This window comes from Leisingera sp. JC11, assembly GCF_040704725.1.
Lineage (GTDB): Bacteria > Pseudomonadota > Alphaproteobacteria > Rhodobacterales > Rhodobacteraceae > Leisingera.
In genome coordinates, this window is record NZ_JBFCVS010000035.1 from 1 (window position 1) to 23290 (window position 23290).

Genomic DNA, 23290 nt, shown 5'->3' on the forward strand with positions numbered 1-23290 from the left:
GTCCTCCCCTTCACCTGGCAGGGGGTGGCCCGGGACATGGCGCGCGCCTACCGCGAGACCGCCGCGCCGCCCGCCGCAGAGAAAGCCGCCGGATGACGGACCGCCCGCCCCCCCCGCCGGGCCTGCCCCGGTTCCTGATCATCGGAGCGATGAAGGCCGGCACCACCACGCTGTACGGCGACCTGCAGAAACAGGGCGGGGCGGCGCTGCCGCCGGAGAAGGAGCCCGAAGACCTGCTGCATGCCGCGGTGCTGAGCGAGGCCGGAACCGAGGCCTACCGGCGCAAGTTCGCCGGGCTGGCGGGGCTGCCTGGCGAAGCCTCCACCGCCTATGCCAAACGCCCCGATCATGCCGCCGCCGGCCATGCGCGCGCGCTGCTGGGGCCGGATCTGAAACTGATCTACCTGCTGCGGGACCCGATCGAACGGATGATCAGCCACTACAAGCACGAGGTTGGCATGGGCCGGGAAACCCGCGATCTGAACACCGCCCTGCGGCAGCAGAGCGCCTATCGCAACTACAGCCGCTACAGCTGGCAGCTGGCACCCTGGCAGGCCCATTACGGCAGCAGCCAGATTCTGATCCTGCATTTCGAGGACTATGTTGCGGACCGGCAGGCGGGGCTGCAGACGGTGTGCGATTTTCTCGGTCTCGGGCCGGTGGCGCATGCCCCCTCCGGCGTGAGCAATGCCTCCGGCGGCAAGGCGGTGGCCCGGCGCGGCTCCCTTGCGCACCGGTTTTCCCGGTCCCGCTTCTACCAGTACCGGCTGAAGCCCTATCTGGGCACCGCGCTGCGGGACCGGCTGAAAGGAGCGGTGTCAGAAAAGGTCTCGCTGCCGGAGACCCGGCTCGATCCTGCGCTGCGGGCCGAGCTGGAAACCTTCTTTGCCGGCGACCCGCTTGCGGCACGCGCCTTGCGCCGCCGCCGGGCGCCGGCCTGAGGCGGCGGGCATGAGCACATCCGGAGGGTTTGGCCGGCATTTCCTGTCCGGGGCGTTCTGGACCCTGGTTCAGCTGTTCGGGCGGCAGGCGATCCAGTCGCTGGCGTTCTTTGCCTTTGCCTGGTTCATGACCCCGGAAAGCTTCGGGATCGCGGCGATGGCGACCAGCCTGGGATTCCTTGGCCGCCTTGTGGTCGAGCGGGGCGTGGCGGATCAGGTGATCCAGCGCCCCGGGCTGAGCGCCCGGTCGCTGTCCACCACCTTCTGGCTGGCGATGCTGTTCGGGCTGGCCATGGCACTGCTGCTGGCCGGGACCGGCTGGATCGTCAGCGCCAGCAACCCGGCGCTGGGGCCTGTCCTGCCCTTTGCCGTTGCCGCGCTGGTGCCGCTGTGCGTGGCTCCCGGGCAGGTACATGAGGGGCTGATCCGCCGCCAGGCCGGCTTCCGCCAGCTGGCCGGCCTGCAGATGGCGGTCTCTGCCGCCTCAGTGGCGGTCAGCCTCGGCCTGCTGATGCTGGGGGCCGGCATCTGGGCGGTGATCGGCTTCGTGCTGGCGGAAGCCATCTTCAAGACCGCCGGGCTCTGGTCTCTTAATGCCTGGCGCCCGGACTGGCAGTTCGACCGCCAGGACGCCTGGGCCCAGTGCCGCTTTTCCGGGGCTGTCGTGCTCGGCGCGGTCCTGACCGTGGGCAATCTGCGCATTGTCGAGATCGTCCTGGGCAGCATGCTGGGGCCGGCGGCGGCCGGCTATTTCCGGCTGGGGGTGCAGGTCAACCGCCTGCTGACACAGGTGCTGCGCACGCCGGTCAGCAAGATGATGCTGCCGGGGTTCGCGCGGCTGACGGACCCCGGCCGGATTGCCGCGCGGCTGCTCGACGTGATGGTGCTGGCATCGCTGGTGACACTGCCCTTTTTTGTGCTCGCCGCCGCCGGTGCGCCGGACCTGTTCGAACTGGTGATGGGGGCAGAATGGCGGCCGGCGGGCGAGGCCGCCCTGTGGATCTGCCTCGGCATCTACGCCCAGATCCTGCCGCCCTTGGTGAACCCGGTGCTGATCGCGCAGGGCCGCCCGATGGAGGGCACACGCCTGGCCGCGGTCATCTTTGCCAGCGGCCTCTGCCTTGCGGTGGCGGGCGCGCTGCTGCAGGGGCTGACCGGGGCCGCCGCCGGGCTTGCTGCCACGGCCGTCTTTGCGCTGCCTTACACCATCGCGCTGACGGTGCGGAATTTCGAACTGGCCGCGGCGGAGATCCTGCGCGCCGTCGCGGCGCCCTTTGCCGCCTCCGCCGCCGCTTTTGCGGCCGCCGCGGCGATGCTGCACGGGCAGGCCGCCCCCGCCCCGGGCCGTCTTGCCGCCGCCTTGCTGCTGGGGGGCGGGGTCTACCTGCTGCTGGCCGCGGCCGGGGTCTGGATCTTGGACCGCCCCCGTGCCAAGAGACTTGCACCCCTGCTGAAGAAACGATCCGGGCCGCCCGCGGCAGATCTCTGACAGGGGCAAGGGGAAGGGAGCGCGATGAAGCTGCAGGCCGGACGAGCTGCTGGAGTGTCACTGGGCCTGTTCCTGGTGCTGTCGGTGGCGCATTACCGCAACCTGACCGACTGGGACAGCCAGAGCGCAGCCTCGAGCGCCGTCATCGCCCTGGGGCTGGGAGTGCTGCTGCTGCCGGTGCTGCTGGTGCGCAATCCGCTCAGGGGGCTGCTGGCCCCGACCCTCACGGATTGCTGCATCATCCTGTTCTTTCTCTGGACCTGCATCGCGGCAATCCTGTTCGGGCACCAGACCGCCCATGCGCTGCTGTCCGCGGTGGCGGCCCTCATCCTGGCGGCCTTTTTCATGACCTTCCGCCAGGAAATCAGGGCCGGGCAGACCCTTCATATTGCCGGCATCATCCTGGCGGGTTTTACCGGCATCCTGTTTGCCGTGCTGCCGGTCCGCTGGGGGTTCACGCTTGGCGGCATTCAGCCCAACCAGTTTGCCAAGCTGGGCCTGGCGGTGCTGGTGCTGGGGCATTGCACGGCCGGCCGGTTCCGGCTGCTTGCCCTGGGCATTGCCATCCTGTGCGCGCTGATCTCAACCTCCCGGGCAGCGATCCTGTTCCTGACGGTATTTGCCACCGTCTACTATCTTCCGGAAAACCCGATGCGCCGGGCGATCACCCTGACCCTGGGCGGTGCCGCGGTTCTGGGCCTTTTCTTTGCCGACTGGCTCCTGAGCACCGGTGTCTTCGCCCATATCCGCGACAAGCTGCTGCTGCTCAGCGATCCGGCCCTGGGGCTGGGCAGCGGATTCTCGGGCCGGGACAAATACTGGCAGTCCGGGCTGCAGGCGATTCCGGAAAATATCCTGGGCTGGGGCTACAACACCCGCGGCGCCACTGGCGGCCAGGAGGCGCATGACCTGAACGCGCATCAGGGCTATATCAATCTTGTCCTGGATGCGGGGGTGATTGGCCTGTTCCTGTTCTTGGCGGCCCTGGCCTCCTTCTTCGTGCACGTCCGCAAGAGCGCCGCGCAGGGCAATACAGTGTCCCGGGCCGGGGCCGCCTTCTGCATGTCCTACCCGTTCATCATGGCGCTGGACCCGATATATTTCTCCATCACCCTGCCGCTGTCCGCCATTTTCTTGGGCTTTCTCTGCAGCGGATACGGCAGGTCGGCCCGGTTCCGGCGGCCCGCCGGGGTCAATCCGCAATCGCATTGACCGGCGCGGTGATCAGCGACGGCGTGATCTGGTCGATGGTGCGGCCCCAGCGGGTGACCGGGTTTTCCGCCACGAACACGATGTCGCCGGGGCGCAGCTCGAAGCGGGCCGCCAGCGGCAGATGCGCGGCGTTGCGCACGTCCAGATGCCAGGCGGTGACCGCGCCGAACTCGCGCACGTCCTGCGCCGCGCGCAGCACATAGACCTGGCTGGCGTCGCCGGTCTCCTTGGCGATGCCGCCGCCGGTGTCAAACAGCGCATCCGCCAGCATGGCCTTGCGCCCGAACGGCAGCGTGTAGCGGCCCTGGGTGCGGACCTCGCCGCTGAGATAGACGTAATCGCGCTCCACCGCGTCCAGCTCCAGCGCCTGGGAGAAGTTGTCGCGGCGCTCGTCCAGATCGGCGCGGCGCAGGGTCAGCGCGGCGGTCAGCTCGTCGATGGCGGCGCGGCGGCCTGCCAGCGTGGCTCTCTGCAGCTCGATCTGCTGGGTGAAATAACGCTCGGCGCGGCTGAGATCGTAATCGGTGTCCACAAACACCGAGTCATCCGCCAGCAGGGGCAGGCGCTGCAGCGCCGGGCGGGCATAGAGATCCTCGAGCGGGATCTGGTACATGGCGCCATCGCGGTAGATCCGGACCGAGCTGGTGTCGATATCCGCGACCGAGACCGAGCCTGCGGCGGCCAGCGCCTCGCCCAGGGTGAGCGGCGTCAGGGTGATGGGGTAGACGCCGGGCTGGCCAACGGCGCCGCCGATCGACACCCGGCGGGAATTGAACTCGGACACCTCGAGGCTGAAGGTCGGGTCGATCTGGCTTTCCACCAGCCGCTGGAACAACAGCGCCTCGGCCTCGTCCACGGTGAGGCCGGCAACCCGCACCCGGCCCACGTCCGGAATGTTGATCGAACCGTCATCCTGCACCGTGTAGCCGTTGCGGCTGTTCTGCGCCGCCAGCAGGCCGGACAGCTCTGCCACGGTGCCCTGCGTCGACGGGGTCGACAGCACCAGCACATCGCCGGTGCCGATGGTATAGGGGCCGGGATCGATGCTGGGCGGCGGATCCAGCCGCAGCCCCTGACGGCTGCCGTCCTGGGAGGAGGGCGCCTGCGGCAGGGTGCCTGCCCCGCGCGGGCTGGCGCCGGCGCCGGAGCCTGCGGAGATCCCGAAGACTGCCGGCAGTGTCTTAGGCTGATAGGCGGCGCGGTTGGCGACCAGCACGGTTTCCGGCGTCACCGCCACCACCCGCACCTTGCCGGCATCCGACACGCCGGCCTTCACGGCGGGGCTGCGGTAGATGGTCGAGCAGCCGGAGGCCAGGGCGGCCAGGGCCAGGGCGCTAAGGGCAAGGGAAATGCGGCGCACGGTGCGTCCTCCAATCAACTGTCGTTCAACTCTCATCCGGCACCGTCTTCATGAAGAGGTTGCCCAGGAAACTGCCGGTCCACTGCGAGGACTGCAACACTGCCCCCTGCCGGATCCAATAGGTATTTGTGAAGTTTTCCGCCAGCCCGTGGCAGCGCTCCTCCAGCTTTTGCACCGCCACCGGCTCCCCGCGCAGGAAGATAGTGTCCGCGCCCGCATGCGTGACCGCGCAGCGGTAGGCGTGCAGCTCGATCTGGTCGTTGCCATTGAGGAAACTGTGAAACCGCTCCACGGTGCCCTCCCGCGCGGCCAGCACCAGATCCGCGCTGTGCTGCACGTCTGAGGCCGCCAGGCCGGAGCCGAAGCCCTTGGCCGACGTCAGGAACCCCCGCTGCAGCGTGATTGTCGCGCCATCGGCGGTGAGCCAGGTCTGCACGCCTGCGCGCTCGGTCTCCAAGAGCATGACACCGCTCAGGTCGCGGCTCGGGAAAGACACCTCCAGCCGCGGCGGGATCGGCCGGACAGAGGCCAGCGCCGAGGCGCGCGGGTGGAACCGGGGTGCATCGGGCTGCAGCGCGCCGCGCAACAGGTCGAGATCGTCCTGGGCCTCGCCGCAGGACAGCAGCAGGGTGAGCAGGGCACTGCAGAGCCGTTTCATCGCATGAACCTCCCCCAACCCCGGACCAGCTGCTGGGCGCGCGCCTCTCGGGTGACGCCGTAAAGCCGGTTGCGCACGTTGAGCCGGGCGCCGCCATCGCGCAGCACCGGGCGGATCACCTGCGCCAGCCGGTCGCGCGACGGGCGGCCGGTCAGCCAGGAAATTGGTATTTCCAGCCGGATCCCCTTGTCGAAACTGCCCTCGCCGAAGTCGCTGAACCCCACCGAAGTCAGGGTGAAGAAAGCGCCGACCTTGAAGCCATTGGCAAATTCCCGGTCCAGCGTGACGGTGGCGCCGTAATCGCCCGCCAGGTAGCGGCCGGCATCGATCTGGGCGTGATACTCCCCCGGCAGATCGTAATAGGCCGACAGATGGCCGGTCAGGGTGGAATAGTCCTGAAAGCCGAACAGCACGTCGAAGTCGCGCTGGCGCACATAGTTCAGCTCCGCCCCCAGCGCCAGGCGGCTGTTGGCCGGGAACCACAGCAGTTCCCCCGACAGCCCGCCGTACATGGTTTCCAGATAGCCCAGCGTGGCGCGGGCATAGAGGTTTTCGCCGGGCCGCCAGATGTATTCGCCGGTCAGATGCTCGATGCGCAGGTCGGATTGCTGCGCATAAAGCCCCCAGTCTGAGCGCACCCGCTGGATCACCGAGTTGGACTGCCGCTGGCTGTCGTCCAGATTGCCGGCCGCGGGCTGGCGCAGCCCGGCGGACAGGGTCAGCCCCGGCGACAGCGTGTAATCCAGCCCCAGCTGGGCCCCGGCCTCATAGCGGAAAGGCTTGTCGGGGTCGAAGAAGGACGCCTGCAGATAGGGGCCGAAACGGTAGCTGAAATGCGGATAGGCACCGCTTGTGAAGCCGCCCTTGACCAGGGAAATGCTGTCGGAGACTTCGGCGCGGGCAAAGCTGCGCCAGGCGCCGTCGGGGTCATGCTCCAGCTCATAGAGGTCATTGCGGGCAATCCGCACCGCGCTGAGCGGCACCCCGTTTGCCATCAGCGCGATGTCAAAGGCCTGCACGCCTGCGGGCTGGGTGTTGGCCAGCACCCGGGCGGTGCGGCCGATGGCCTGGGCGGCCTGGCCGTAACGCCCGTTCTCCACCCCGATGCGCAGGCTGTCCCTTTCGCTCTCGAGATAGACCAGCCGCAGCCCCTCCTGCTGCAGCTGCCGCGCCAGCACCTGGCGGCGGCGGGCGGCGGCGGCGGGCGCGTCCGGCAGGTTCCAGCTGGCCAGCGCCGCCTGGTCCACCGGCAGCAAGGGCGGCGGCGCCGCCCCCTGCCCGCCCGGCGCCACGCTCTGGCGCGGGTCGATGAAATAGCTGTAGCTGACCCCCAGGGTGCTGCCGTACATGTAGGATGCGGTCAGCTGCGCGCCGTTTTTGAACCGGTACTGGGCACCGAAGTTGAACGGCGAATTGACCTCAAAGCCGGCTCTGGATGTTTCCTGCGTATAAAGGTCCGGCGAATATTCCGCGAGCAGGGTCAACCGGTCGTTCCAGGCCCAGCTGGCGCCGCCGAACAGCGCCGCATCGCCGCGGAACCAATTGCCGAAATCCAGCTGGCCGGTCTCCGAGATGCCGCCCGCTCCGGAGGCTTCCCGTGTTTTGAACCGGTCCGACAGCAGCCCCAGCGGGTTGGAAAAGCTGCCGCGCCCGGCCATCCGGCCCCAGCCGATGCCGCCGGTGAGCTTCAGCCGGTCCCGGAAGGTCTTGGTCGCGGTGATATATTCTGCGGCATTGACACCGGTGCCGCCGAAGTCGCGCAGGCCAAGGACAATCGCAGGGCCGCTGCGGCTCTCCCGCCGCAGGCGGAAATGGATGTCGAAGTTCCTGTCGTAGAGGCGGTTATGCACACTCGACAGCCCCTTGATGGCACCGTAGCGGAAACTGCCGTGCACCCAGGGCAGCATCTGGAAGGTCATGGTGCTGCGCAGTGTTCCGTCGAACCCCCCTGCGGTAAAGACCAGGGCGCCATCCTCGAACATCTCGGCTGTCGGGATTTCGATCAGGCCCGGCGTGCCGTAGGTGGACACAGTTTGCGCCGCGAGCGGCAGCGGGGCGGCCGCCAGCGCCAGCGCTGCCAGCAGCCTCTGCCGTCCCTGGAGTGTCCGTTGTCTCATGGCGCTTAAAAAACCGCTTGTGGCCCGCTTCCCCATATCCGTTTTCCGGCGGGCTGTCCCGCCGCCGGGCGGGACCGGGCGAATTGTCTTCCGCCTGTGGCGAATCTGCCTGTCTCTTTGCGGTTTTCCGGCGGCGCTGCAACCCTTGCCCGCAGCCCCGCCCGGCAGGGTGCCGGGGTCCCCTGCCGGACGGGGCTTTCCCGCCGCAGCACAGCAGAAAAAGCAGCCTTGAAGGGCTTCTGCAGCAGTGCAGCATTCTCAGGGCAAGGCGGGCATGATAGGCTGATGCCAAATAGGTTTAGGAGATTCAACGATGATCCGGATGGCCCTTTTGGCGCTGGCGCTGTCGGCAGTCGGCGCTGCCGCCCAGACCGCCGCCCCCGCAACCGGGGAGGAGGACTGCGAAGAAGACCGCAACCGCGCGGCCCGGAGCCAGGACAGCCGCGAGGAATGCACCGGGCTGCTGGATCTGGACGATGCCGCCGCCGCCGCCGAAGACGAAGGCATCACCGGCTTCGTGCCGCTGGTGGCCCCGGCCCTGGGCGCCGCTGCGGCGGCGGCTGGAGTGGCTGCGGCGGCAGGCGGCGGCTCCACCCCCGCCACCACCAGCACCGTCAGCACCAACTGATTGCGGCTGCGGGCCTGCGCCCTGGCTTGAGAAAGCGAACGGCGCCCCCATTGGGGGCGCGCCGTTCCTGCAAGGTATTGCCGCAGGCGGGAGGCCTCAGCTGGCGTAGTACTTCGCGCCGTACTCGCCGTAGCTGTAGCCGTACTGCTTCATCCGGCGGGTGTTGATCTGGCCCAGCACCATCCCGGTCAGGCGCTGGTTGTCGGTGTGGAACAGGCGCAGGGTTTCCGCCACATCCTGTTCTGAGGTGCCGTCCCATTTCACCGTCAAGAGCACCGCATCCGCATGGCGCGCAATCAGCCGGGCATCAGAGACGGCCAGCACCGGCGGCGTGTCGATCAGGATCAGGTCATAGCGCTGCCGCATCTGCTGCAGGAAGGCGCGGAACCGCTCCGAGGCAAACAGGTCGGCGGCATTGGCCGAGGTCTGTTCCCCCGCCAGCACGTCGCAGCCCAAGAGCGGCTCCCGGAACACCGCGTCTTCGGGCGGCACATCGCCTGCCAGCACCGAAACGATGCCCTGCGGCGGCACATTATTGAGCTGCGCGGTCAGGGTCCGGCGCCGGATGTCGCCCTCGACCAGCAGCACCTTCTTGCCGATGCCAACAAAATTCTGCGCCAGCGCCAGCGCGTTGGTGGTCTTGCCTTCGCCGGGCAGCGAGGAGGTCATCACCACCACCTGCGGCGGGGTGTCCACATTGGACAGCGTCAGCGAGGTGCGCAGGTTGCGCACCGCCTCCGCCGTGGCAGAGGAGGGTTTCTCGGCCAGGTATTCCAGCACCTTGCGGCGCCCGCTGGCCGGGAACACCGGGATCTGCCCCAGCACGCTGTAACCGGTCTTGTGTTCCAGATCCCGGGCCGAGCGGTAGCCCTTGCGCTGCGCCTCCAGAAGCAGCACCGCGCCGGCCCCCAGCAGCAGCCCCAGGAGGCCGCTCACCGCCAGGATCAGGGACTTTCGCGGCGCTGACGGGAACAGCGGGATCACCGCCCGCGACAGCAGGCGGCTGTCGGCCTTCTGGATGCCCTCCTGGGCCGAGGTCTCCTTGAGGCGGGTCAGGAAATACTCATACAAGAGCCGCACCGCTTCCGCTTCGCGGCTGAGCTGCTGCAGGGTGATCAGGTCTTCGCCCTGGCGGGCGGTCTGCCGGGACAGCTCTGCTTCCGACTGCATCAGCGTCTGCTGCTGCTGGGCGGCGCGGCGGGCGTCCAGCGCGGCGCGGGCCAGCAGCCGCTGGAAAGCGGTGTCAAAGGCAGCATCCCCCGCATCAGTGCCGGTTTGCGCCAGCAGGCGCTGCAGCTGCCGGTCCTGGCTGATTTCGGCCTGTGCTTCCCGGGTCGCTGCCGCGCGCAGCCCGTCATAGCGCGCCCGGGCGGTCTCCGCGGCGGTGCCGGCCAGGGCAATGCGCTCGCGCAGGTCCTTCAGCTGCACCTCCTGCGCCTGCAGCGCCTCCGGCGACACCAGCGCGGTGCCGGCATTGAATTCATTGGCCCTGGCCTCGGCGGTTTCCAGCTCTGCCTTCAGCTCCGCCACCCGGGCGGTCAGCCAGGTTGTCGCCTGTTCGGTGGCGTCGAATTTCACCTCGATCTGGTTCAGGATGTAGAGATCGACGATGGTGTCGGCGATCAGCGCCGACTTGCGGGCGGATTCAGTCTCCACAACAACCCGGAACACCAGGGTGTTGGGCACGTTCTGCACCGCGACCTTGCCCAGCAGGGCAGAGACCACGCTGTCCCGGAGCACCTGCTGCGCCAGCTCTTCCGGCAGCGGCACCCGGGGGCGGTGCAGGCCCAGCAGCGATTTGATCCCCGACTTCAGCGTCCGGACCAGCGTTGCCAGGGCAGACGGCTCCGCCAGGGCGCCGTTGAACTCCGGATCCTCCGCCAGCTTCAGCTTGTCCGCCACCTTGCTCATCAGCCCGCGCGACCGCAGCACCTCCAGCTCGGAGTTGACCTCGGCGTAATCGCCCGACAGCCCGCTGACGACGCTTTGCAGATTGACCACGCTGTGCTGCTTGGTCTCCAGCATCACCACGGCACTGGAGGTGTAAAGCGGCACCGCCGCCACAAAGGCATAGATCCCGCCGATGAAGATGGCCGCCATCGTGGCCAGCGCCATGATCCACTTGCCGCGCCACAGGGTGGCAATCAGAACGCCCAGATCGATGACGTCATCATCCGGCGCCTCTGCGGGCGCAGGGCGCCGCAGGGGGAAGGAAGCTTCGTTCAAAGGCGATTGTTTCATGATGACCCGAAACCCGTGAGACCCGCAGCGATGCGTCAGCCCCGGCATACACGCGGCTGCTGCAAGAAGAAAGGCCGCCGCCGATCAGCGGCCGGTGGTGCCGATCACCGCCAGACCGGTTTTGGCGATGATTTTCAAATCCTTGAGGAAGCTGCGCCGGGTGAGATACGCCACGTCCAGCGCCACCCGCTCATCATAGCTGATATCATTGCGCCCGGAGACCTGCCACAATCCGGTGATGCCGGGCTTCTGGGCCAGATAGGCCGGGGCGCTGCTGCCGTATCTGGCCAGTTCCCTGGTGACGATGGGGCGCGGGCCGACAAAGCTCATCTCGCCCTTCAGCACATTCCAGATCTGCGGCAGCTCATCCAGGCTGGTCTTGCGCAGGACACGGCCCAGCCGGCTGACGCGCGGATCATCGGACAGCTTGTGGCTGCGCCTCCATTCCGCGGCCGCCGCGGGATGGGCGTCCAGGTGGGATTGCAGCCGGGCTTCGGCATCGGGCACCATGCTGCGCAGCTTCCAGCACCTGAACGGCTTGCCGTTCCGGCCGATCCGGGCATGCCCGAAAAACCCCGCGCCGCCGTCGCAGCGCACCGCACTCCACAAAACCAGGATGACCGGCACCAGAACCGGCAGCAGCAGCAGGGCAAAGCCGATGTCGAAGGCCCGCTTGCCGGTGCGGGCATAAAATCCGGCGGCCAGCCGGCTGCCCTCCCTGCTGGGTTCATCGATTGCACAGACCGTCAGCGCAAAATCCCGCATCTCTAAACATCCATAAATTTCAAATGCTTAAGTGGTTTGCGTCCGCATTGAGGGAGCGATGCAAGATCAACACATGCAGTATGCAACAATTTTAAGCGGCGGTTTTGACACTTCCGGTTTCGGGCCGGAAACGGCCGCTGCGGCGCCGGGCAGGCTGCTGCCCGGGCCGGTCTGCCGGCGCCTGGACCGGCTCCTGGGAGCTGGCGGTGCAATGTCAGGAAAGAAAAGCGCATGCGGCGTCAGGCACGGCGGCGGCGGTTCACTTCCCAGGCCAGGGCCAGGGCGGCGGCCACAGCCGCCAGCGTCAGCAGGCCGGTTCCGGCGTCGATTTCCGGCACTCTATGCGGATTGCCGACGCCGTTGTTCCAGCCGTTGCCGCCGGCGTTTCCATTGTTGCCGCCATTGCCATTGCCGATCCCGTATCCATGGCCGTTGCCCATGGCAAAGGCGGCAGTCAGGGTCAGGCAGAGCGCAGCAATTGCAGCGCCTGCAGCAGTCAGAATAGTTTTCATTGCTCGGCCTCAACTGGTTGGAGTTCGCCCCCCCCCTGCAAAATCCGTTAACACTTTTCTAAAATGCGCGCAACTTCCGGCCGCCGCGTGTTGCAGCTTTGCCACCACCCCGTGTCCGGGCTGCACCGGTCTGCGTCAGCGCCTGGCCTGCAGGAAACGCACCGCCCCGTCCGCCAGGCAGACCGCCGACAGGATGCCGCTGGCATAGGCGCCGGTGTCGATGGCAATCCGGCCCTGCGCCGCCGCCGCTTCAGCGACGATGGTATGGCCGTGCACCACCCAGACCCCGTCGCGGCGCGGAGTGCGCAAGAACGCCGGGTGCCCCCACATCAGCACCTCCTCTGCCTGCCGGTCCGCGGCGGTGTGCGGGTCCGCGCCGGCATGCGCCGCCAGCACATTGCCCGACACCAGCGAGGCCTCCAGCCCGGCGGCCCAGGCAATCAGCGCCGCCCCCATCCGCTCCTGCAGATGGTCCCGGCAATCGCGCAGCGCCGCTGCGCTCATCTGCGGCCGCACACCCGGAACACCGAAGGAGGCCAGGGTCTGCAGACCGCCGTTTCTGATCCAGCGGCCGCCCTCGCGCCCGGGATCGCGCAGGAAGCGCAAAAGCATGTCCTCGTGATTGCCCTTCAGGCAGGTCAGCTCCGGGCGCGCGCAGAGGTATCTCAGCACTTCGGCGCTCTGCTCGCCCCGGTCGATGTAATCGCCGGCCAGCACGATCCGGTGATCCTGCGGCACCTGCGCCAGCATGCGCTCCAGCAGTTCCAGGCAGCCGTGCACATCGCCGATCACGCAAAGCGGCTCCCCGGGCGCCGGCTCCGCAGAGCGGGCGCCCCGCCCGGATTTTTGCGGCCCGAATTTTTGCAGCAGGGATGACAGCACGGGCCGACGGCTCTCCGGTTGGGCTGCGCCGCGGCGCAGGGGCATGGGGTCCGGCGGTGATACCCCCCTGCCCGCAGCGGGGCAAGCCGCGGGGGTGCCGCCAGTGTGCCGAAGGGGGGCCGCGCACAAATAAAAAACGGGCCTGTGGAGGCCCGTTTCGCGGCTTCTGTTCCCGGATCCGGGCCCAAGGCCCGGCAGGGGATCATTCGGTGGTGGTGGTGGTGGTGGTGCTGACGGAATCGTCGTCGTTGGCAATAACACCGATCACCACCAGGCCAGCCACTGCGCCGGCAACGGCGCCTGCGCTCAGGCCGGTGCCGAGAAGGCCGCCGTTTGCGCCGGCCGGTGCCGGTGCGGTTTCCTGTGCCGAAACGGCAGTTGCCGAAGCCAGTGCGGCCAGGGTCAGGGCAGTCAGAAGATTTTTCATTTTCAAACTCCTTTGGAGAACTGTGACAGGTGCGTTGAGGCGACCTTATGGGAGGCAGATGGTTATTTCAACGTATGGAATAGCGGCAAAACTGTTGAAATCCCGTTTGCATTGCGGATTTTTCCCGCCCGTTGCGGCAAAGCCGCGGGGACGGAGCGGCAAAGCCGCGCGGCGTTACAGCCGCAGCTGGCGGATTCGAACATATCCGATCTCCGGGCCCGCCCATTGCCGCGACTGCCAGACCCGGGCGCGCCCGGGGCGGGAATCAACCCAGTAGTCGTTGACCACCGCCCCGCCGACCCCTTCGCAGCGCTCCTGCAGATGGCGGGCGGGATGGGTGATCTCGACAATTTCCACTGCCTCCGGGCCCAGGTCGTGCAGGCTGCAGGCCAGGTTCAGCTCCCGCTGGCCGTTGCCCTCGGCGCGCACGGTATAACGCCGGCCGCCGCCGCGCGCCGGCCCGCCCGCGCCGTCTGCAGCCGGCACCTGCGCCGACAACAGCCCGCCGCCCAGGCCGCGGGTGGCAATCACCATGCCCTGCCGCAGGGCAACCGAGACATTGTCCTGGGTGCGCCAGACCTCGATTTCGCCGGGATGGCTGTCGCGGCGCGCCAGGGCACGGGTCAGGTAGGCCGTGACCTCGCGGTTCTCGATGGTGACCTCGATATAGGCCTGGGTCTCCCGGTCCAGGAGCGCCCGGGTCAGCTTGGGCGGCGGCGGCGGCGCGTTGCGGCGGCGTTTGAACTGCTCCGCCACCGCCTGCACCACTTCCAGCTCGGCCTGGGTCTTTTCCGGGCCCTTGCTGCAGCCCGCCAGCAGCAGCGCGGCGGCCAGGGCGGCCGTGGTCATCCGGATCATGCTCATTCCCAGAACCTCGCGCGCTGGTCTTCCAGGCTCTTGCGGTGGGCCTCGCGCACCGGCCCGTACAGCCGGTCCGGGACCCCGACCCGCTGGCCGCCGTCGCGCTGGGTCGGGCGGATGGTCAGGCCGAAGCCGGAGCGTGACGGCTTGCCCAAGAGCCAGTCGACAGGGATCCGGAAGCGGAAGCCCTTGTCAAACGAGCCCTCGCCGAAATCCTCGGCCGAAACATCGGTCAGGGTGAAGAAGGCGCCGACCAGGAAGCCGTTGTCGAACTCCCGGTTCAGGCTGAAGGTGCCGCCGTAATCGCCGGCCAGGTAGCGGCCCGCATCGAGCTGCAGCAGATAGCCCTTGCCCAGCTCCGCATAGGCCGAGGCGTGGCCGGTGAAGGTCTTGTAATCGCGGAACGAAAACCGCTGGTCGAAATCGCGCTGCACCACATAGTTGGCCTCCAGCCCGAAGCCGACGCGGCTGTTCACCGGCTTCCACAGCACCTCGCCGGAGATGCCGCCGTACATCGCCTCGAACAGGCCCGCGGTGGCGCGGGCATAGAGGTTGCGGCGCGGCTTCCACAGGCGGCTCACATAGAGGTTCTCCAGGGTGGTGCCGTATTGGGCGTATTCGCTCTGGTCGGTGCGCACATGCGGCAGCACCGAGTTGGAGGCGCGGCCGTTCTTCACATTGCCGGCCAGCCGCTGGCGGATGGTGCCGGCGATGCGCCAGCCCGGGGCCGGCGCATAGGAGGCGGCGAAATCGAGGCCGGCATCGATCCGGAACGGCTTTTCGGGGTCGAAATAGGCGGGCTGGGTATAGGGGCTGACGGAGCTGGCAAAGGCCGGGTACAGCTCGGCCGAGAACAGGGCATCCGCGGGCAGCTGCCCGGCATCCTGCACCCCGGCGGCGGCCATCAGCGCGTCGGATGCTTCCGGGTCGAACTCCAGCGCTTCCAGGTCGGAGCGGCGGACCTCGATTGCCGAGAGCCCGATGCCGCGGCGCACAGGCACCAGCCGGAAGGTCTCCACCGAGGGCGGCAGCGTCTGGGCCAGGGCGCGGGCGGCGCGGCCCGCCGCCTGGCTCTGCGAGCGGTAGCGGTTGTTGCGGTAGCGCAGCTCGGCGGTGGTGCCGGTCAGGGTGATCGCCTCCAGCACCAGCCCGTCTGCCTTCAGCGCCTCGGCGGCCAGGTCGCGGATCTTGCGGGACTTGGGCGCGCTGCCGGCCCAGTCCTGGCGCCAGTGCGCGTCTTCCGTCGCCCATTGGCTGCGCGGGATGATGGGGTGCGGCGCCGGCACCGCCATCGGGGTGGGCGGGTGTTTCGGATTGAGCTGGATCTGCGCGGTGACGCCGATCTCGGAGCCGTAGAGGTAATAGGCCCCCAGCCGCACCCGGTCGGAATACTGGTATTCCACCCCGTAGTTCAGCGAGGATTTGCGCTCGAAGACATCGGGCGCCCCGGTTTCCAGCTCATAGGCATCGGTGGAATATTCCGCCTTCAGGCTCCAGCGCTCATCAGGCTGCCATTCAAAGCCGGCAAAGGGCGCCACATCGCCGCGGAACCACTGGTCGGTGGCCAGCTCGCCGCCGGTATCGCCGGCCACGAAGGACGGGCGGCTGCCGGTGGAGCCGATGGCGCCGTGGCTGCCGAGCCGCCCCCAGCCAAGCCCGGCCGAGACCTTCAGCCGGCCCGGCCCGCGGCCCCAGCCCAGGGCGGCGGCCTCAAACCTCTTGGTGGCGACGAAATATTCCGCCGCATAAATGCCGGTGCCGGCAAAATCCTGCAGCCCCATGGTGACCTCGGGCAGCCAGCGCCGCTCGCGCCAGAGCCGGGCGCGCACGTCGAAGCCGCGGTCGTAATAGGTCTCGAAGCCGCCGATCGGCGCGCCGTTGGTCTGGATGCCGTTGTAGCGGAAGGAGGCCGACAGCCAGGGCAGCGCCTGGAAGGTGATGTTGTAGCGCGAGGTGCCGGCGAACCAGGAATAGGTGACCGCATACTGGCCGTCGGGCAGCATTTCGGCGCTTGGCATGTCGATGATGCCGGGGCTGCCGTAGAAGTTGAGGCTGGGCGGCGGCAGCGGCTTCAGCCGCGGCGCCGCGGCCTCAGTCCCCGGGGCCGCCTGCGGATCGTCACGGGTGATCTCCGGCACCTCCGCCTGCCCCGGCACGGCGCTGAGGCACAGCAGCGCCGCCGCGGCCGGCACCAAAGCTCCGGTGCTGTGCAGAAGGGTCTTGATCGGGGTCACGGGGAAACCTGCCTCATGGAACTGCCTGCCGCCGGTCTCCGCTGTCCCGGCCTGTTGTCTGTTGCCCGCTTAGACCATGGGTGCGGCGGCGGATCAATTGCCGCCAGCGCCGGGGGCCGCGGTTTCGCGGCCATTGCTGCGCCCGGGCCGCACCCCGGGCCTGATCCGGCCTGCCGCCGGCGGGCGGATCAGGAGCTCTTGCGCTCCTCGGCCGGCGGCTGGCAATAGCCCTCGACCCAGTGCCGCACCACCTGCAGCGCCGCCGCCTCGTCGCCCGCCGCCACCGCCTGGCGCAGGCTGCGCAGGAAGCCGGCCACCTCGATCTCCGACAGCACCGTCTCGCGGGCGCAGAAGATCTTCTGATGGCGGGTATGGATCAGCTCCTCGCTTAAGGTAAGCTCTTCCTCCATCTTCTCGCCGGGGCGCAGGCCGATGATCTCAATGGCGATATCGCCCTCCGGGTGCTCCGCATCGCGCACCGTGTGGCCGGCGCTTTCGATCACCTGGCGGGCCAGCTGCAGGATCGGCACCGGCTCGCCCATGTCGAGCACGAAGACCTCGCCGCCCTTGGCCATGTCGCCCGCCTGCAAGACCAGCTGCACCGCTTCGCTGATGGTCATGAAGAAGCGTTTCACGTTCGGATCGGTCACAGTAACCGGGCCGCCGCGGCTGATCTGCTCCTGGAACAGCGGCACCACCGAGCCGCTTGATCCCAGCACATTGCCGAAGCGCACCATGGTGAACACCGTGCCGTTGCCGAAGCGGGTGGCCAGATCCTGCACCACCAGCTCTGCCATCCGTTTGGAGGCGCCCATCACATTGGCCGGGTTCACCGCCTTGTCGGAGGAAATCAGGATGAAGCGCTCGACGCCCGCGCGCGCCGAGGCGCGGGCTAGGGTCTGGGTGCCGAACACGTTGTTGGCGAGCCCCGGCAGCGGGTTTGCCTCGACCAGCGGCACATGTTTATAGGCCGCCGCATGCAGCACCACCTGCACCTCATGGGCATTGAGCACCATCCGCACCTGGCGCGGATCCGTGACCGAGCCCAAGACCGGCACCAGTTCGATGCCCGCATCGGCGGCCAGCGGCCCCAGTTCCTGATGCACGGTGTAAAGCGCCAGTTCCGAAAGCTCGAACAGCACCAGTTTCGACGGGCGGCAGGCCAGCACCTGGCGGCACAGCTCCGAGCCGATCGAGCCGCCGGCGCCGGAGACCAGCACCGCCTTGCCCTGGTAGGAGCCGGCCGCTTCCTGCAGCGGCACGTCGCGCGCGGCCCGGCCCAGGAAGGCCTGCGGCGCCACCGGCGTCAGCTTGTCGACCAGCGCCTCCTCGCCAATGAGTTGGGCGAAGGAGGGCAGCGCCTGCACTTCCAGCCCCAGCTTCTGCAGCCGCTGGGTGATCTGCGCCTGGCGCGGCTGGCTCTGCGACGGCATCGCCAGCAGCACCCGGCGGATCTGGCGCACTTGCACGATCTCGGCAATCCGGGCCGGCGCATAGACCGGCAGCCCGACCAGGGTCAGCCCCTGCAGCGAGGAATTGTCATCGGCAAAGGCCACCGGATCGATGCCGTCATGCGCCTTCAGCGCCTGCGCCAGCTGGGTGCCGGTGGTGCCGGCGCCGTAGATCAGCACCCGGCAGCGCGGCTTGGCGCGGCGGTAGATCATCAGCACCAGCTGCAGCATTGCGGCGCGGGTGGCCACCATGGACAGGAAATAGCAGATTGCAAACACCACATGAGTGCCCGAGCCCAGCGGCGGCCCGAAGGCGGCGGTGAGCGCCGCCAGCACCAGCGCGGTGCCGCCCGCCAGGAGCGCGCTTTGCGCCGCGGCGTGGCGCTCATAGGCGTTGAGCTGCACATAAGGCAGCCCCAGCCACAGGATCAGCGCGGCGGCGGCGGCCATCACATAGGGCAGCACCGGCAGGAGCTGCCCCAGGGTGGCCAGCGCAGGATCGGGCAGCGGCTGCACCTCAAGGGTGAACAGCAGCGCCAGCGGCAGCAGCCCCAGATCCACAGCCAGGAAGACGTAGGATTTCTGCTTGCGCGACAGCGCGCTGATCAGGTTGTACATGCCTGTTTGCCCTTGAGTGCCTGCATTCCTGCCCTGCTGTATTTCCGTTTGCCTGGTCCGGCAGCGCCCTGCTGCGGGATAGCAGAAAAAAGTGTATCAAACACGGCCCCGATGCGCTGAAATCCGGTGCGCGGCCCATAAAACACAGTTTCTATCATAGCCGGCTTCCCCTGTTCCGCAAAACGGCCGACGGCGGAAACCCGCCGGATGGCCCGGCCCGCCCGGACAGCCTGCCCCAGCCGGATGGCGCAGGCTATGCGGGAATCATTAAAACCGTGTCTACCCCCGGCGGAATATATTGCCAATGGTCTGGAACACGATGTCGAAATCAAAGCACATGCTCTGATGGCGCTGGTAGATCAGGTCCAGCCGCGCCTTCATCGGCACGCAAAGTCGGGAATAGACCGCATCCGTCTCCTGCGGGCTTTCGCAGCGCGCGAGCAGCGCTGCCTCATGCTTGTGATAGGTGATCGAGGCGAGGCCGGTGACGCCGGGGCGCGATTTCAGAACGTCCGCATAAAGCTCCGGATGCGCCTCGACATACTGGCGCAGGGGCGGGCGCGGCCCGACAAAGGAGATGTCGCCCCTCAGGATGTTCCACAGCTGCGGAAACTCATCCAGCCGCTTGCTGCGCAGCCAGGCGCCGGTGCGGGTGATGCGGGCCGATTTGTCGCCGCCCGACACACCGGTGTCTGTCTCCACCACCGTCATGGTCCTGAGCTTCCAGAGCATGAAAGGCTGATCCACCCCCTTCATCCGCTCCGCCACATAGAACAGCGGCCGCCCCTCCTTCCACAGGAGCCAGAGCAGCAGGAGCAGCAGAATGGGGCCCAGCACCACGATCAGCAGGCTGGCAAAGAAAAGGTCGAAAATCCGTTTGCGCCAGGTCATCGGCGGCTCTGCTCCTCGTACAGTTGCGGCTCTAATGCCGTCCATTCTGCCGCCATGGCGCCCGCATCCGCCGCGGCCAGCGACGCGGGCAGCAGCGCCTGCAGGCGGGCCACATTCAGCGCCACCTCCGGGATCGCCGCGGGCGGCGCCGGGCGGGTGCCAAAGGGTCGGCCCGCCGCCTGCAACAGCGCCGCCATCTCCACCGTGCCGGGCTGCGCGGCATTCAGCGCGGGCGGCAGCTCCGGCGCCTGTAGCAGCGCGCCCAGCACCTGCGCCAGGCACTGCACCCCGATGTAGCTGCGCCGCGGGGTGGCGCCATCTGCGAACCGGTCCAGGGTGAAGCCCGGCCGCCAGCCGCCAAGGATCGCGTCGAAGCCGGCGATATTGCCGATCCGCAGGGAGCAGACCGGCACCCCCAGTTCTGCCCCCAGCGCAGCGGCGCGGGCCTCCATCTCTGCCTTGGCTTCGCCATAGGCGCTGGCGGGACGCAGCGGGGCACCTTCGGCCAGCAGGCCGGATCCGGCGCCATAGACCGCCGCCGAAGAGGCCAGCAGCACCCGCGCACCCGCCGCGGCGCCCGCGCGCACCGCCGCTTCGCCCAGATGGATATGATCCGCCATCTCCCCGGCGCCGCGTCCGGGCACCGGTCCCGCCAGGCAGAGCACCGCAGCCGCGCCTGTTGCGGCGCGCGCCAGCGCCGCCGACTCCGCCAGCGGCTCGAAAATGCGCCAGTCTCCGGTGCTGTTCCGGGGCGGTGCCCGGCGCGCCTGCAGCCGCAGCGCCAGGCCGTCGGGCGGGCACAGCTGCAGCAGCCGTCCGATGCGCCCTGTTGCGCCCAGAACCAATACGGCGTGTTTCGCCATCCCTGCTGCCCGTTCCTGTTGAACCCTCTGGCCCAGCCCAGTATCCTTTGCGCGGACAAAAATCAAAGCGGTTCCCCCGGCAGATGCCGCGGCGGGCCCCCGAGCGCTTCAAGGGCAGGCTCCCGATGCTGAAACTTCTTCCCTGGCTGGCCGCTGCCGGCCTCTGCCTTCTGCCCGCAGCCTGCTCCCGCCTGCCCGGCGGCGCCCCCGCCAGCGAGGAGATCCTGAAGGAATCGGGCGAGGCGGATGCCAATTTCGCGCTCTACAAGGTGAACCGGGCGCTGCTGCCGGCGGTGGCAGCCTGGCCGCCGACCGGCAAACAGGAGCGGCTCGGCTGGCTGCACGGCCACCAGGGCGCAAAGACCCAGATCATCCAGCCCGGCGACCTCCTGTCGCTCAGCATCTGGGACAGCAACGATAACTCGCTGCTGACCGCGGCGGAACAGAAGATGGTGCAGCTGCAGGACATGAAGGTGGCCGCCAACGGCACCATCTTCATGCCCTATGTGGGCGATGTGAACGTCAACGGGCTGACCCCGGACCTGGCCCGGGCCAGGCTGCAGGAGGCGCTGGAGCCGGTGGTGCCGTCGGCCCAGGTGCAACTGGCGATGGCCGAGGGGCGCAACAACTCGGTGGACCTGGTCTCCGGCGTCGCCCAGCCCGGCACCTACCCGATGCCCGACCGCAACTACACGGTGATGGGGCTGATCTCGGCGGGCGGCGGCATCAGCGCCAGCCTCAACAACCCGCAGATCCGGCTGGTGCGCGGCCAGAGCATCTATGGCACCTCGGTCGACACCCTGCTGAACAACCCCCGCCTCGACACCCTCCTGCGCGGCGGCGACCGGGTCTTCGTCGAGGAGGACGAGCGCTATTTCCTCTCCTTCGGCGCCACCGGCGAGGAGGACCTGCACATCTTCACCAAGGACGAGATGTCGGCGATGGACGCGATGTCCGTCGCGGGCGGCTTCCAGGACGGCAGGGCCGATCCCAAGGGCCTGCTGATCCTGCGCGAATACCCGGCCTCGGCGATTGCGCCGGGCGTGCGCGGGCCGCGCCAGCAGCGGGTGGTGTTCTCGCTTGATCTCACCTCGGCGGACGGGCTGTTTTCGGCGCGCCAGTTCCGGATCAACCCGGGCGACCTGGTGATGGCCACCGAATCGCCGGTCAACGATGCGGTGACGATCTCCAACATCTTCGGCAACTTCTTCGGCGTCTTCAGCCGCGCGGGCGTGATCAACTAAGCCTTGGGCCCGGCGCCGCTGGCGCGGCGCTGTTTTTTTGCTGAGACGCGCTTCAGGTGCAGGCCTGCACCTGAAGACGTCTTGTCCCTAGTATGGGCGGCCTAGCCTACTTCAGCAGCCCTTCCAGATAGGCGCCATAAGCGTTCTTGGCGAATTTCTCCGCACGCGCCTTCAGCTGGGCGTCATCAATCCAGCCCTGTTCATAGGCGATCTCCTCCGGGCAGCCGGTCTGCAGCCCCTGGCGCTCCTGCAGGGTGCGCACGAAATTGCCCGCATCCAGCAGCGAGCCATGGGTGCCGGTATCGAGCCAGGCGTAGCCGCGGCCCATGGTTTCGACCCGCAGCGCGCCTTCGTTCAGGTAGCTTTGCAAGAGGTCGGTGATCTCCAGCTCGCCGCGCGGGCTTGGCGTCACCATCCGCGCCCGCTGCGGCGCCGAGCCGTCGAGGAAATACAGCCCGGTCACCGCATAATTCGACGGCGGCACCGGCGGCTTCTCGATGATCTCGCGGGCCTTGCCATCGGCGTCAAACGCCACCACGCCGTAACGTTCCGGATCGGCCACGTGATAGCCAAAGACGGTGCCGCCCGAGGCTTGCCCGTCTGCGGCGGCCAGCAGTTTCGGCAGCCCGTGGCCAAAGAAGATGTTGTCGCCCAGCACCAGCGCCGAGGGGCTGCCCGCCAGGAATGCCTCGGCCAGGATGAAGGCCTGCGCGAGGCCATCGGGCGAGGGCTGCACCACGTAAGTGAGTTCAATCCCCCACTGGCTGCCGTCGCCCAGGAGGCGGATGAACTGCTCCTGGTCCTGCGGCGTGGTGATCACGCAGATCTCGCGGATGCCCGCCAGCATCAGGACGCTGAGCGGATAATAGATCATCGGCTTGTCATAGAGGGGCAAGAGCTGTTTCGACACCGCCATGGTGATCGGATAGAGCCGGGTGCCGGAGCCGCCTGCCAGGATGATGCCTTTGCGTGCTGTCATGAGAGCTCTCCCAAGTCCTTCAGAATATCCTTCAATCCCAGCCGCCAGTCCGGCTGCGGAATGCCAAAAACCGTCTCGAGAGACGTGCAATCGAGACGCGAGTTCAAGGGTCGCGCCGCGGGCGTTGGATAGGCGGAGGTGGGGATGTTCTCCACTTCGCAGGCCACACCGGCGCGGGCAAAGATCTCCCGCGCGAAATCCGCCCAGCTGGTTTCGGGCTGGCCGGTAAAATGATAGGTGCCGGATTTTTCCGGATCTGCCTGCAGCTGCCGCGCGATCTCCAGGCAGGCGGCGGCAATGTCCCGCGCCGGCGTCGGCGCCCCGGTCTGGTCGGCGACGATGGTGAGCCGCTCGCGTTCCTTGCCCAGGCGCAGCATGGTTTTCACGAAGTTGGTCCCGTGGGCCGAGACCACCCAGGAGGTGCGAAGGATCGCAAAAGCGCCGCCCGCCGCGCGCACCGCCTCCTCGCCTGCCAGCTTGGAGCGGCCATAGGCGTTCACGGGCGCGGTGGCATCGCCGGGCTGCCAGGGGGCTTCACCGCTGCCGTCAAAGACGTAATCGGTGGAGACATAAACCACCGGCAGCCCGCGCGCCGCACAGGCCCGTGCAATGGCACCCGGAGCTTCCGCATTGACGGTAGTGGCCAGGTTTTCCTCGCTCTCCGCCTTGTCCACAGCAGTATAAGCTGCTGCGATGATCACGGCATTGGCCCCGGTATCCTCCACCCGTGCCACCGGACCGTAAGGGTCTGTGAAATCAGCCAGATCGCGCCCGAGGCAGACTGTGCCGCCCTGCGCCGCCAATTCGCGGGCCAGCTGGCCGGTTTCGCCGAAAACCAGGGTCATTTGTATTCTCCAAAATCTCCCGCCCGGCGGCACCGCCGGGCAGCGCCCGTCCCGCCCCCCACGGGGCGGGCG

The 23290-nt window shown here is 68.1% G+C and carries 20 protein-coding genes; 5 read left to right on the top strand and 15 right to left on the bottom strand.

What is annotated here, in order from left to right:
• The first annotated feature begins 92 nt into the window (after positions 1-92).
• The 3 genes from AB1A62_RS21130 to AB1A62_RS21140 are packed head-to-tail and all read left to right on the top strand — an operon-like array spanning position 93 to position 3642.
• Positions 93-941: a sulfotransferase gene (locus tag AB1A62_RS21130; RefSeq protein WP_366663439.1), complete on the top strand. Its 849-nt coding sequence runs from the start codon at positions 93-95 to the stop codon at positions 939-941.
• Positions 942-951: 10 nt separating this feature from the next.
• Complete coding sequence (locus AB1A62_RS21135; RefSeq protein WP_366663440.1) at positions 952-2430, top strand: oligosaccharide flippase family protein; 1479 nt, start codon at positions 952-954, stop codon at positions 2428-2430.
• A 24-nt stretch (positions 2431-2454) separates the two neighbouring features.
• Positions 2455-3642 (top strand): O-antigen ligase family protein, encoded by a 1188-nt coding sequence (locus AB1A62_RS21140; protein ID WP_366663441.1) that lies wholly within the window; start codon positions 2455-2457, stop codon positions 3640-3642.
• On the opposite strand, the gene AB1A62_RS21145 is transcribed toward AB1A62_RS21140, so the two are convergent.
• From AB1A62_RS21145 to AB1A62_RS21155, 3 genes are read right to left on the bottom strand one after another with little or no spacing between them, the layout of a single operon-like run.
• Positions 3623-5002: a polysaccharide biosynthesis/export family protein gene (locus tag AB1A62_RS21145; RefSeq protein WP_366663442.1), complete on the bottom strand. Its 1380-nt coding sequence runs from the start codon at positions 5000-5002 to the stop codon at positions 3623-3625. The genes AB1A62_RS21140 and AB1A62_RS21145 overlap by 20 nt on opposite strands.
• Before the next feature lie 25 nt (positions 5003-5027).
• Entirely contained in the window at positions 5028-5660 is a 633-nt protein-coding gene (locus AB1A62_RS21150; protein ID WP_366663443.1) for a YjbF family lipoprotein, read from the bottom strand.
• Positions 5657-7777 (bottom strand): YjbH domain-containing protein, encoded by a 2121-nt coding sequence (locus tag AB1A62_RS21155; protein ID WP_366663444.1) that lies wholly within the window; start codon positions 7775-7777, stop codon positions 5657-5659. Before AB1A62_RS21155 ends, AB1A62_RS21150 begins: the two co-directional genes overlap by 4 nt.
• 313 nt (positions 7778-8090) lie before the next feature.
• On the opposite strand from AB1A62_RS21155, the gene AB1A62_RS21160 reads away from it, so the two are divergent.
• The gene (locus tag AB1A62_RS21160) at positions 8091-8405 is read left to right on the top strand and encodes a hypothetical protein (protein WP_366663445.1); all 315 of its coding nucleotides are present in this window, start codon (positions 8091-8093) and stop codon (positions 8403-8405) included.
• A 96-nt stretch (positions 8406-8501) separates the two neighbouring features.
• Here the strand turns inward: AB1A62_RS21160 and AB1A62_RS21165 are convergent, their stop codons facing one another.
• The 10 genes from AB1A62_RS21165 to AB1A62_RS21210 all read right to left on the bottom strand — a co-directional run bounded on the left by AB1A62_RS21165 (position 8502) and on the right by AB1A62_RS21210 (position 20150).
• Positions 8502-10646 (bottom strand): polysaccharide biosynthesis tyrosine autokinase, encoded by a 2145-nt coding sequence (locus AB1A62_RS21165; protein ID WP_366663446.1) that lies wholly within the window; start codon positions 10644-10646, stop codon positions 8502-8504.
• 84 nt (positions 10647-10730) lie between these two features.
• Positions 10731-11411, bottom strand: a complete 681-nt coding sequence (locus AB1A62_RS21170; RefSeq protein WP_366663447.1) for a sugar transferase — start codon at positions 11409-11411, stop codon at positions 10731-10733.
• 239 nt (positions 11412-11650) lie between these two features.
• Positions 11651-11923, bottom strand: coding sequence for a VPEID-CTERM sorting domain-containing protein (locus AB1A62_RS21175; protein WP_366663448.1), 273 nt, complete (start codon positions 11921-11923; stop codon positions 11651-11653).
• 135 nt (positions 11924-12058) lie between these two features.
• Entirely contained in the window at positions 12059-12715 is a 657-nt protein-coding gene (locus tag AB1A62_RS21180) for a metallophosphoesterase family protein (RefSeq protein WP_366663449.1), read from the bottom strand.
• A gap of 292 nt (positions 12716-13007) precedes the next feature.
• Positions 13008-13232, bottom strand: coding sequence for a hypothetical protein (locus AB1A62_RS21185; protein WP_366663450.1), 225 nt, complete (start codon positions 13230-13232; stop codon positions 13008-13010).
• A 174-nt stretch (positions 13233-13406) separates the two neighbouring features.
• A complete protein-coding gene (locus tag AB1A62_RS21190) occupies positions 13407-14096 on the bottom strand; it encodes a YjbF family lipoprotein (protein ID WP_366663451.1) in 690 nt (229 codons plus the stop codon).
• Entirely contained in the window at positions 14093-16327 is a 2235-nt protein-coding gene (locus AB1A62_RS21195) for a YjbH domain-containing protein (RefSeq protein ID WP_366663452.1), read from the bottom strand. The genes AB1A62_RS21190 and AB1A62_RS21195 overlap by 4 nt, the downstream gene beginning before the upstream one ends.
• Before the next feature lie 188 nt (positions 16328-16515).
• On the bottom strand, positions 16516-18396 hold the full coding sequence (locus tag AB1A62_RS21200; protein WP_366663453.1) for a nucleoside-diphosphate sugar epimerase/dehydratase: 1881 nt from the start codon (positions 18394-18396) through the stop codon (positions 16516-16518).
• Positions 18397-18675: 279 nt separating this feature from the next.
• Positions 18676-19287: a sugar transferase gene (locus AB1A62_RS21205; RefSeq protein ID WP_366663454.1), complete on the bottom strand. Its 612-nt coding sequence runs from the start codon at positions 19285-19287 to the stop codon at positions 18676-18678.
• Entirely contained in the window at positions 19284-20150 is an 867-nt protein-coding gene (locus AB1A62_RS21210) for an NAD-dependent epimerase/dehydratase family protein (protein WP_366663455.1), read from the bottom strand. Before AB1A62_RS21210 ends, AB1A62_RS21205 begins: the two co-directional genes overlap by 4 nt.
• A 125-nt stretch (positions 20151-20275) precedes the next feature.
• On the opposite strand from AB1A62_RS21210, the gene AB1A62_RS21215 reads away from it, so the two are divergent.
• Positions 20276-21394 carry a polysaccharide biosynthesis/export family protein gene (locus AB1A62_RS21215; protein ID WP_366663456.1) on the top strand — a complete coding sequence of 373 codons (1119 nt, stop codon included), beginning with the start codon at positions 20276-20278 and terminating at the stop codon, positions 21392-21394.
• Between the two features lie 106 nt (positions 21395-21500).
• On the opposite strand, the gene rfbA is transcribed toward AB1A62_RS21215, so the two are convergent.
• Entirely contained in the window at positions 21501-22373 is an 873-nt protein-coding gene (rfbA, locus tag AB1A62_RS21220; protein ID WP_366663457.1) for a glucose-1-phosphate thymidylyltransferase RfbA, read from the bottom strand.
• Positions 22370-23218: a dTDP-4-dehydrorhamnose reductase gene (gene rfbD, locus AB1A62_RS21225; RefSeq protein ID WP_366663458.1), complete on the bottom strand. Its 849-nt coding sequence runs from the start codon at positions 23216-23218 to the stop codon at positions 22370-22372. Before rfbD ends, rfbA begins: the two co-directional genes overlap by 4 nt.
• Positions 23219-23290 lie beyond the last annotated feature (72 nt).

What these genes read in the sequence shown, in the direction of transcription:
- AB1A62_RS21130 (WP_366663439.1), top strand. Translation starts at nt 93, where the DNA reads ATGACGGACCGCCCGCCCCCCCCGCCGGGCCTGCCCCGGTTCCTGATC.
- AB1A62_RS21135 (WP_366663440.1), top strand. Translation starts at nt 952, where the DNA reads ATGAGCACATCCGGAGGGTTTGGCCGGCATTTCCTGTCCGGGGCGTTC.
- AB1A62_RS21140 (WP_366663441.1), top strand. Translation starts at nt 2,455, where the DNA reads ATGAAGCTGCAGGCCGGACGAGCTGCTGGAGTGTCACTGGGCCTGTTC.
- AB1A62_RS21150 (WP_366663443.1), bottom strand. Translation starts at nt 5,660, where the DNA reads ATGAAACGGCTCTGCAGTGCCCTGCTCACCCTGCTGCTGTCCTGCGGC.
- AB1A62_RS21155 (WP_366663444.1), bottom strand. Translation starts at nt 7,777, where the DNA reads ATGAGACAACGGACACTCCAGGGACGGCAGAGGCTGCTGGCAGCGCTG.
- AB1A62_RS21160 (WP_366663445.1), top strand. Translation starts at nt 8,091, where the DNA reads ATGATCCGGATGGCCCTTTTGGCGCTGGCGCTGTCGGCAGTCGGCGCT.
- AB1A62_RS21165 (WP_366663446.1), bottom strand. Translation starts at nt 10,646, where the DNA reads ATGAAACAATCGCCTTTGAACGAAGCTTCCTTCCCCCTGCGGCGCCCT.
- AB1A62_RS21170 (WP_366663447.1), bottom strand. Translation starts at nt 11,411, where the DNA reads ATGCGGGATTTTGCGCTGACGGTCTGTGCAATCGATGAACCCAGCAGG.
- AB1A62_RS21175 (WP_366663448.1), bottom strand. Translation starts at nt 11,923, where the DNA reads ATGAAAACTATTCTGACTGCTGCAGGCGCTGCAATTGCTGCGCTCTGC.
- AB1A62_RS21185 (WP_366663450.1), bottom strand. Translation starts at nt 13,232, where the DNA reads ATGAAAAATCTTCTGACTGCCCTGACCCTGGCCGCACTGGCTTCGGCA.
- AB1A62_RS21190 (WP_366663451.1), bottom strand. Translation starts at nt 14,096, where the DNA reads ATGAGCATGATCCGGATGACCACGGCCGCCCTGGCCGCCGCGCTGCTG.
- AB1A62_RS21200 (WP_366663453.1), bottom strand. Translation starts at nt 18,396, where the DNA reads ATGTACAACCTGATCAGCGCGCTGTCGCGCAAGCAGAAATCCTACGTC.
- AB1A62_RS21205 (WP_366663454.1), bottom strand. Translation starts at nt 19,287, where the DNA reads ATGACCTGGCGCAAACGGATTTTCGACCTTTTCTTTGCCAGCCTGCTG.
- AB1A62_RS21210 (WP_366663455.1), bottom strand. Translation starts at nt 20,150, where the DNA reads ATGGCGAAACACGCCGTATTGGTTCTGGGCGCAACAGGGCGCATCGGA.
- AB1A62_RS21215 (WP_366663456.1), top strand. Translation starts at nt 20,276, where the DNA reads ATGCTGAAACTTCTTCCCTGGCTGGCCGCTGCCGGCCTCTGCCTTCTG.
- rfbA (WP_366663457.1), bottom strand. Translation starts at nt 22,373, where the DNA reads ATGACAGCACGCAAAGGCATCATCCTGGCAGGCGGCTCCGGCACCCGG.
- rfbD (WP_366663458.1), bottom strand. Translation starts at nt 23,218, where the DNA reads ATGACCCTGGTTTTCGGCGAAACCGGCCAGCTGGCCCGCGAATTGGCG.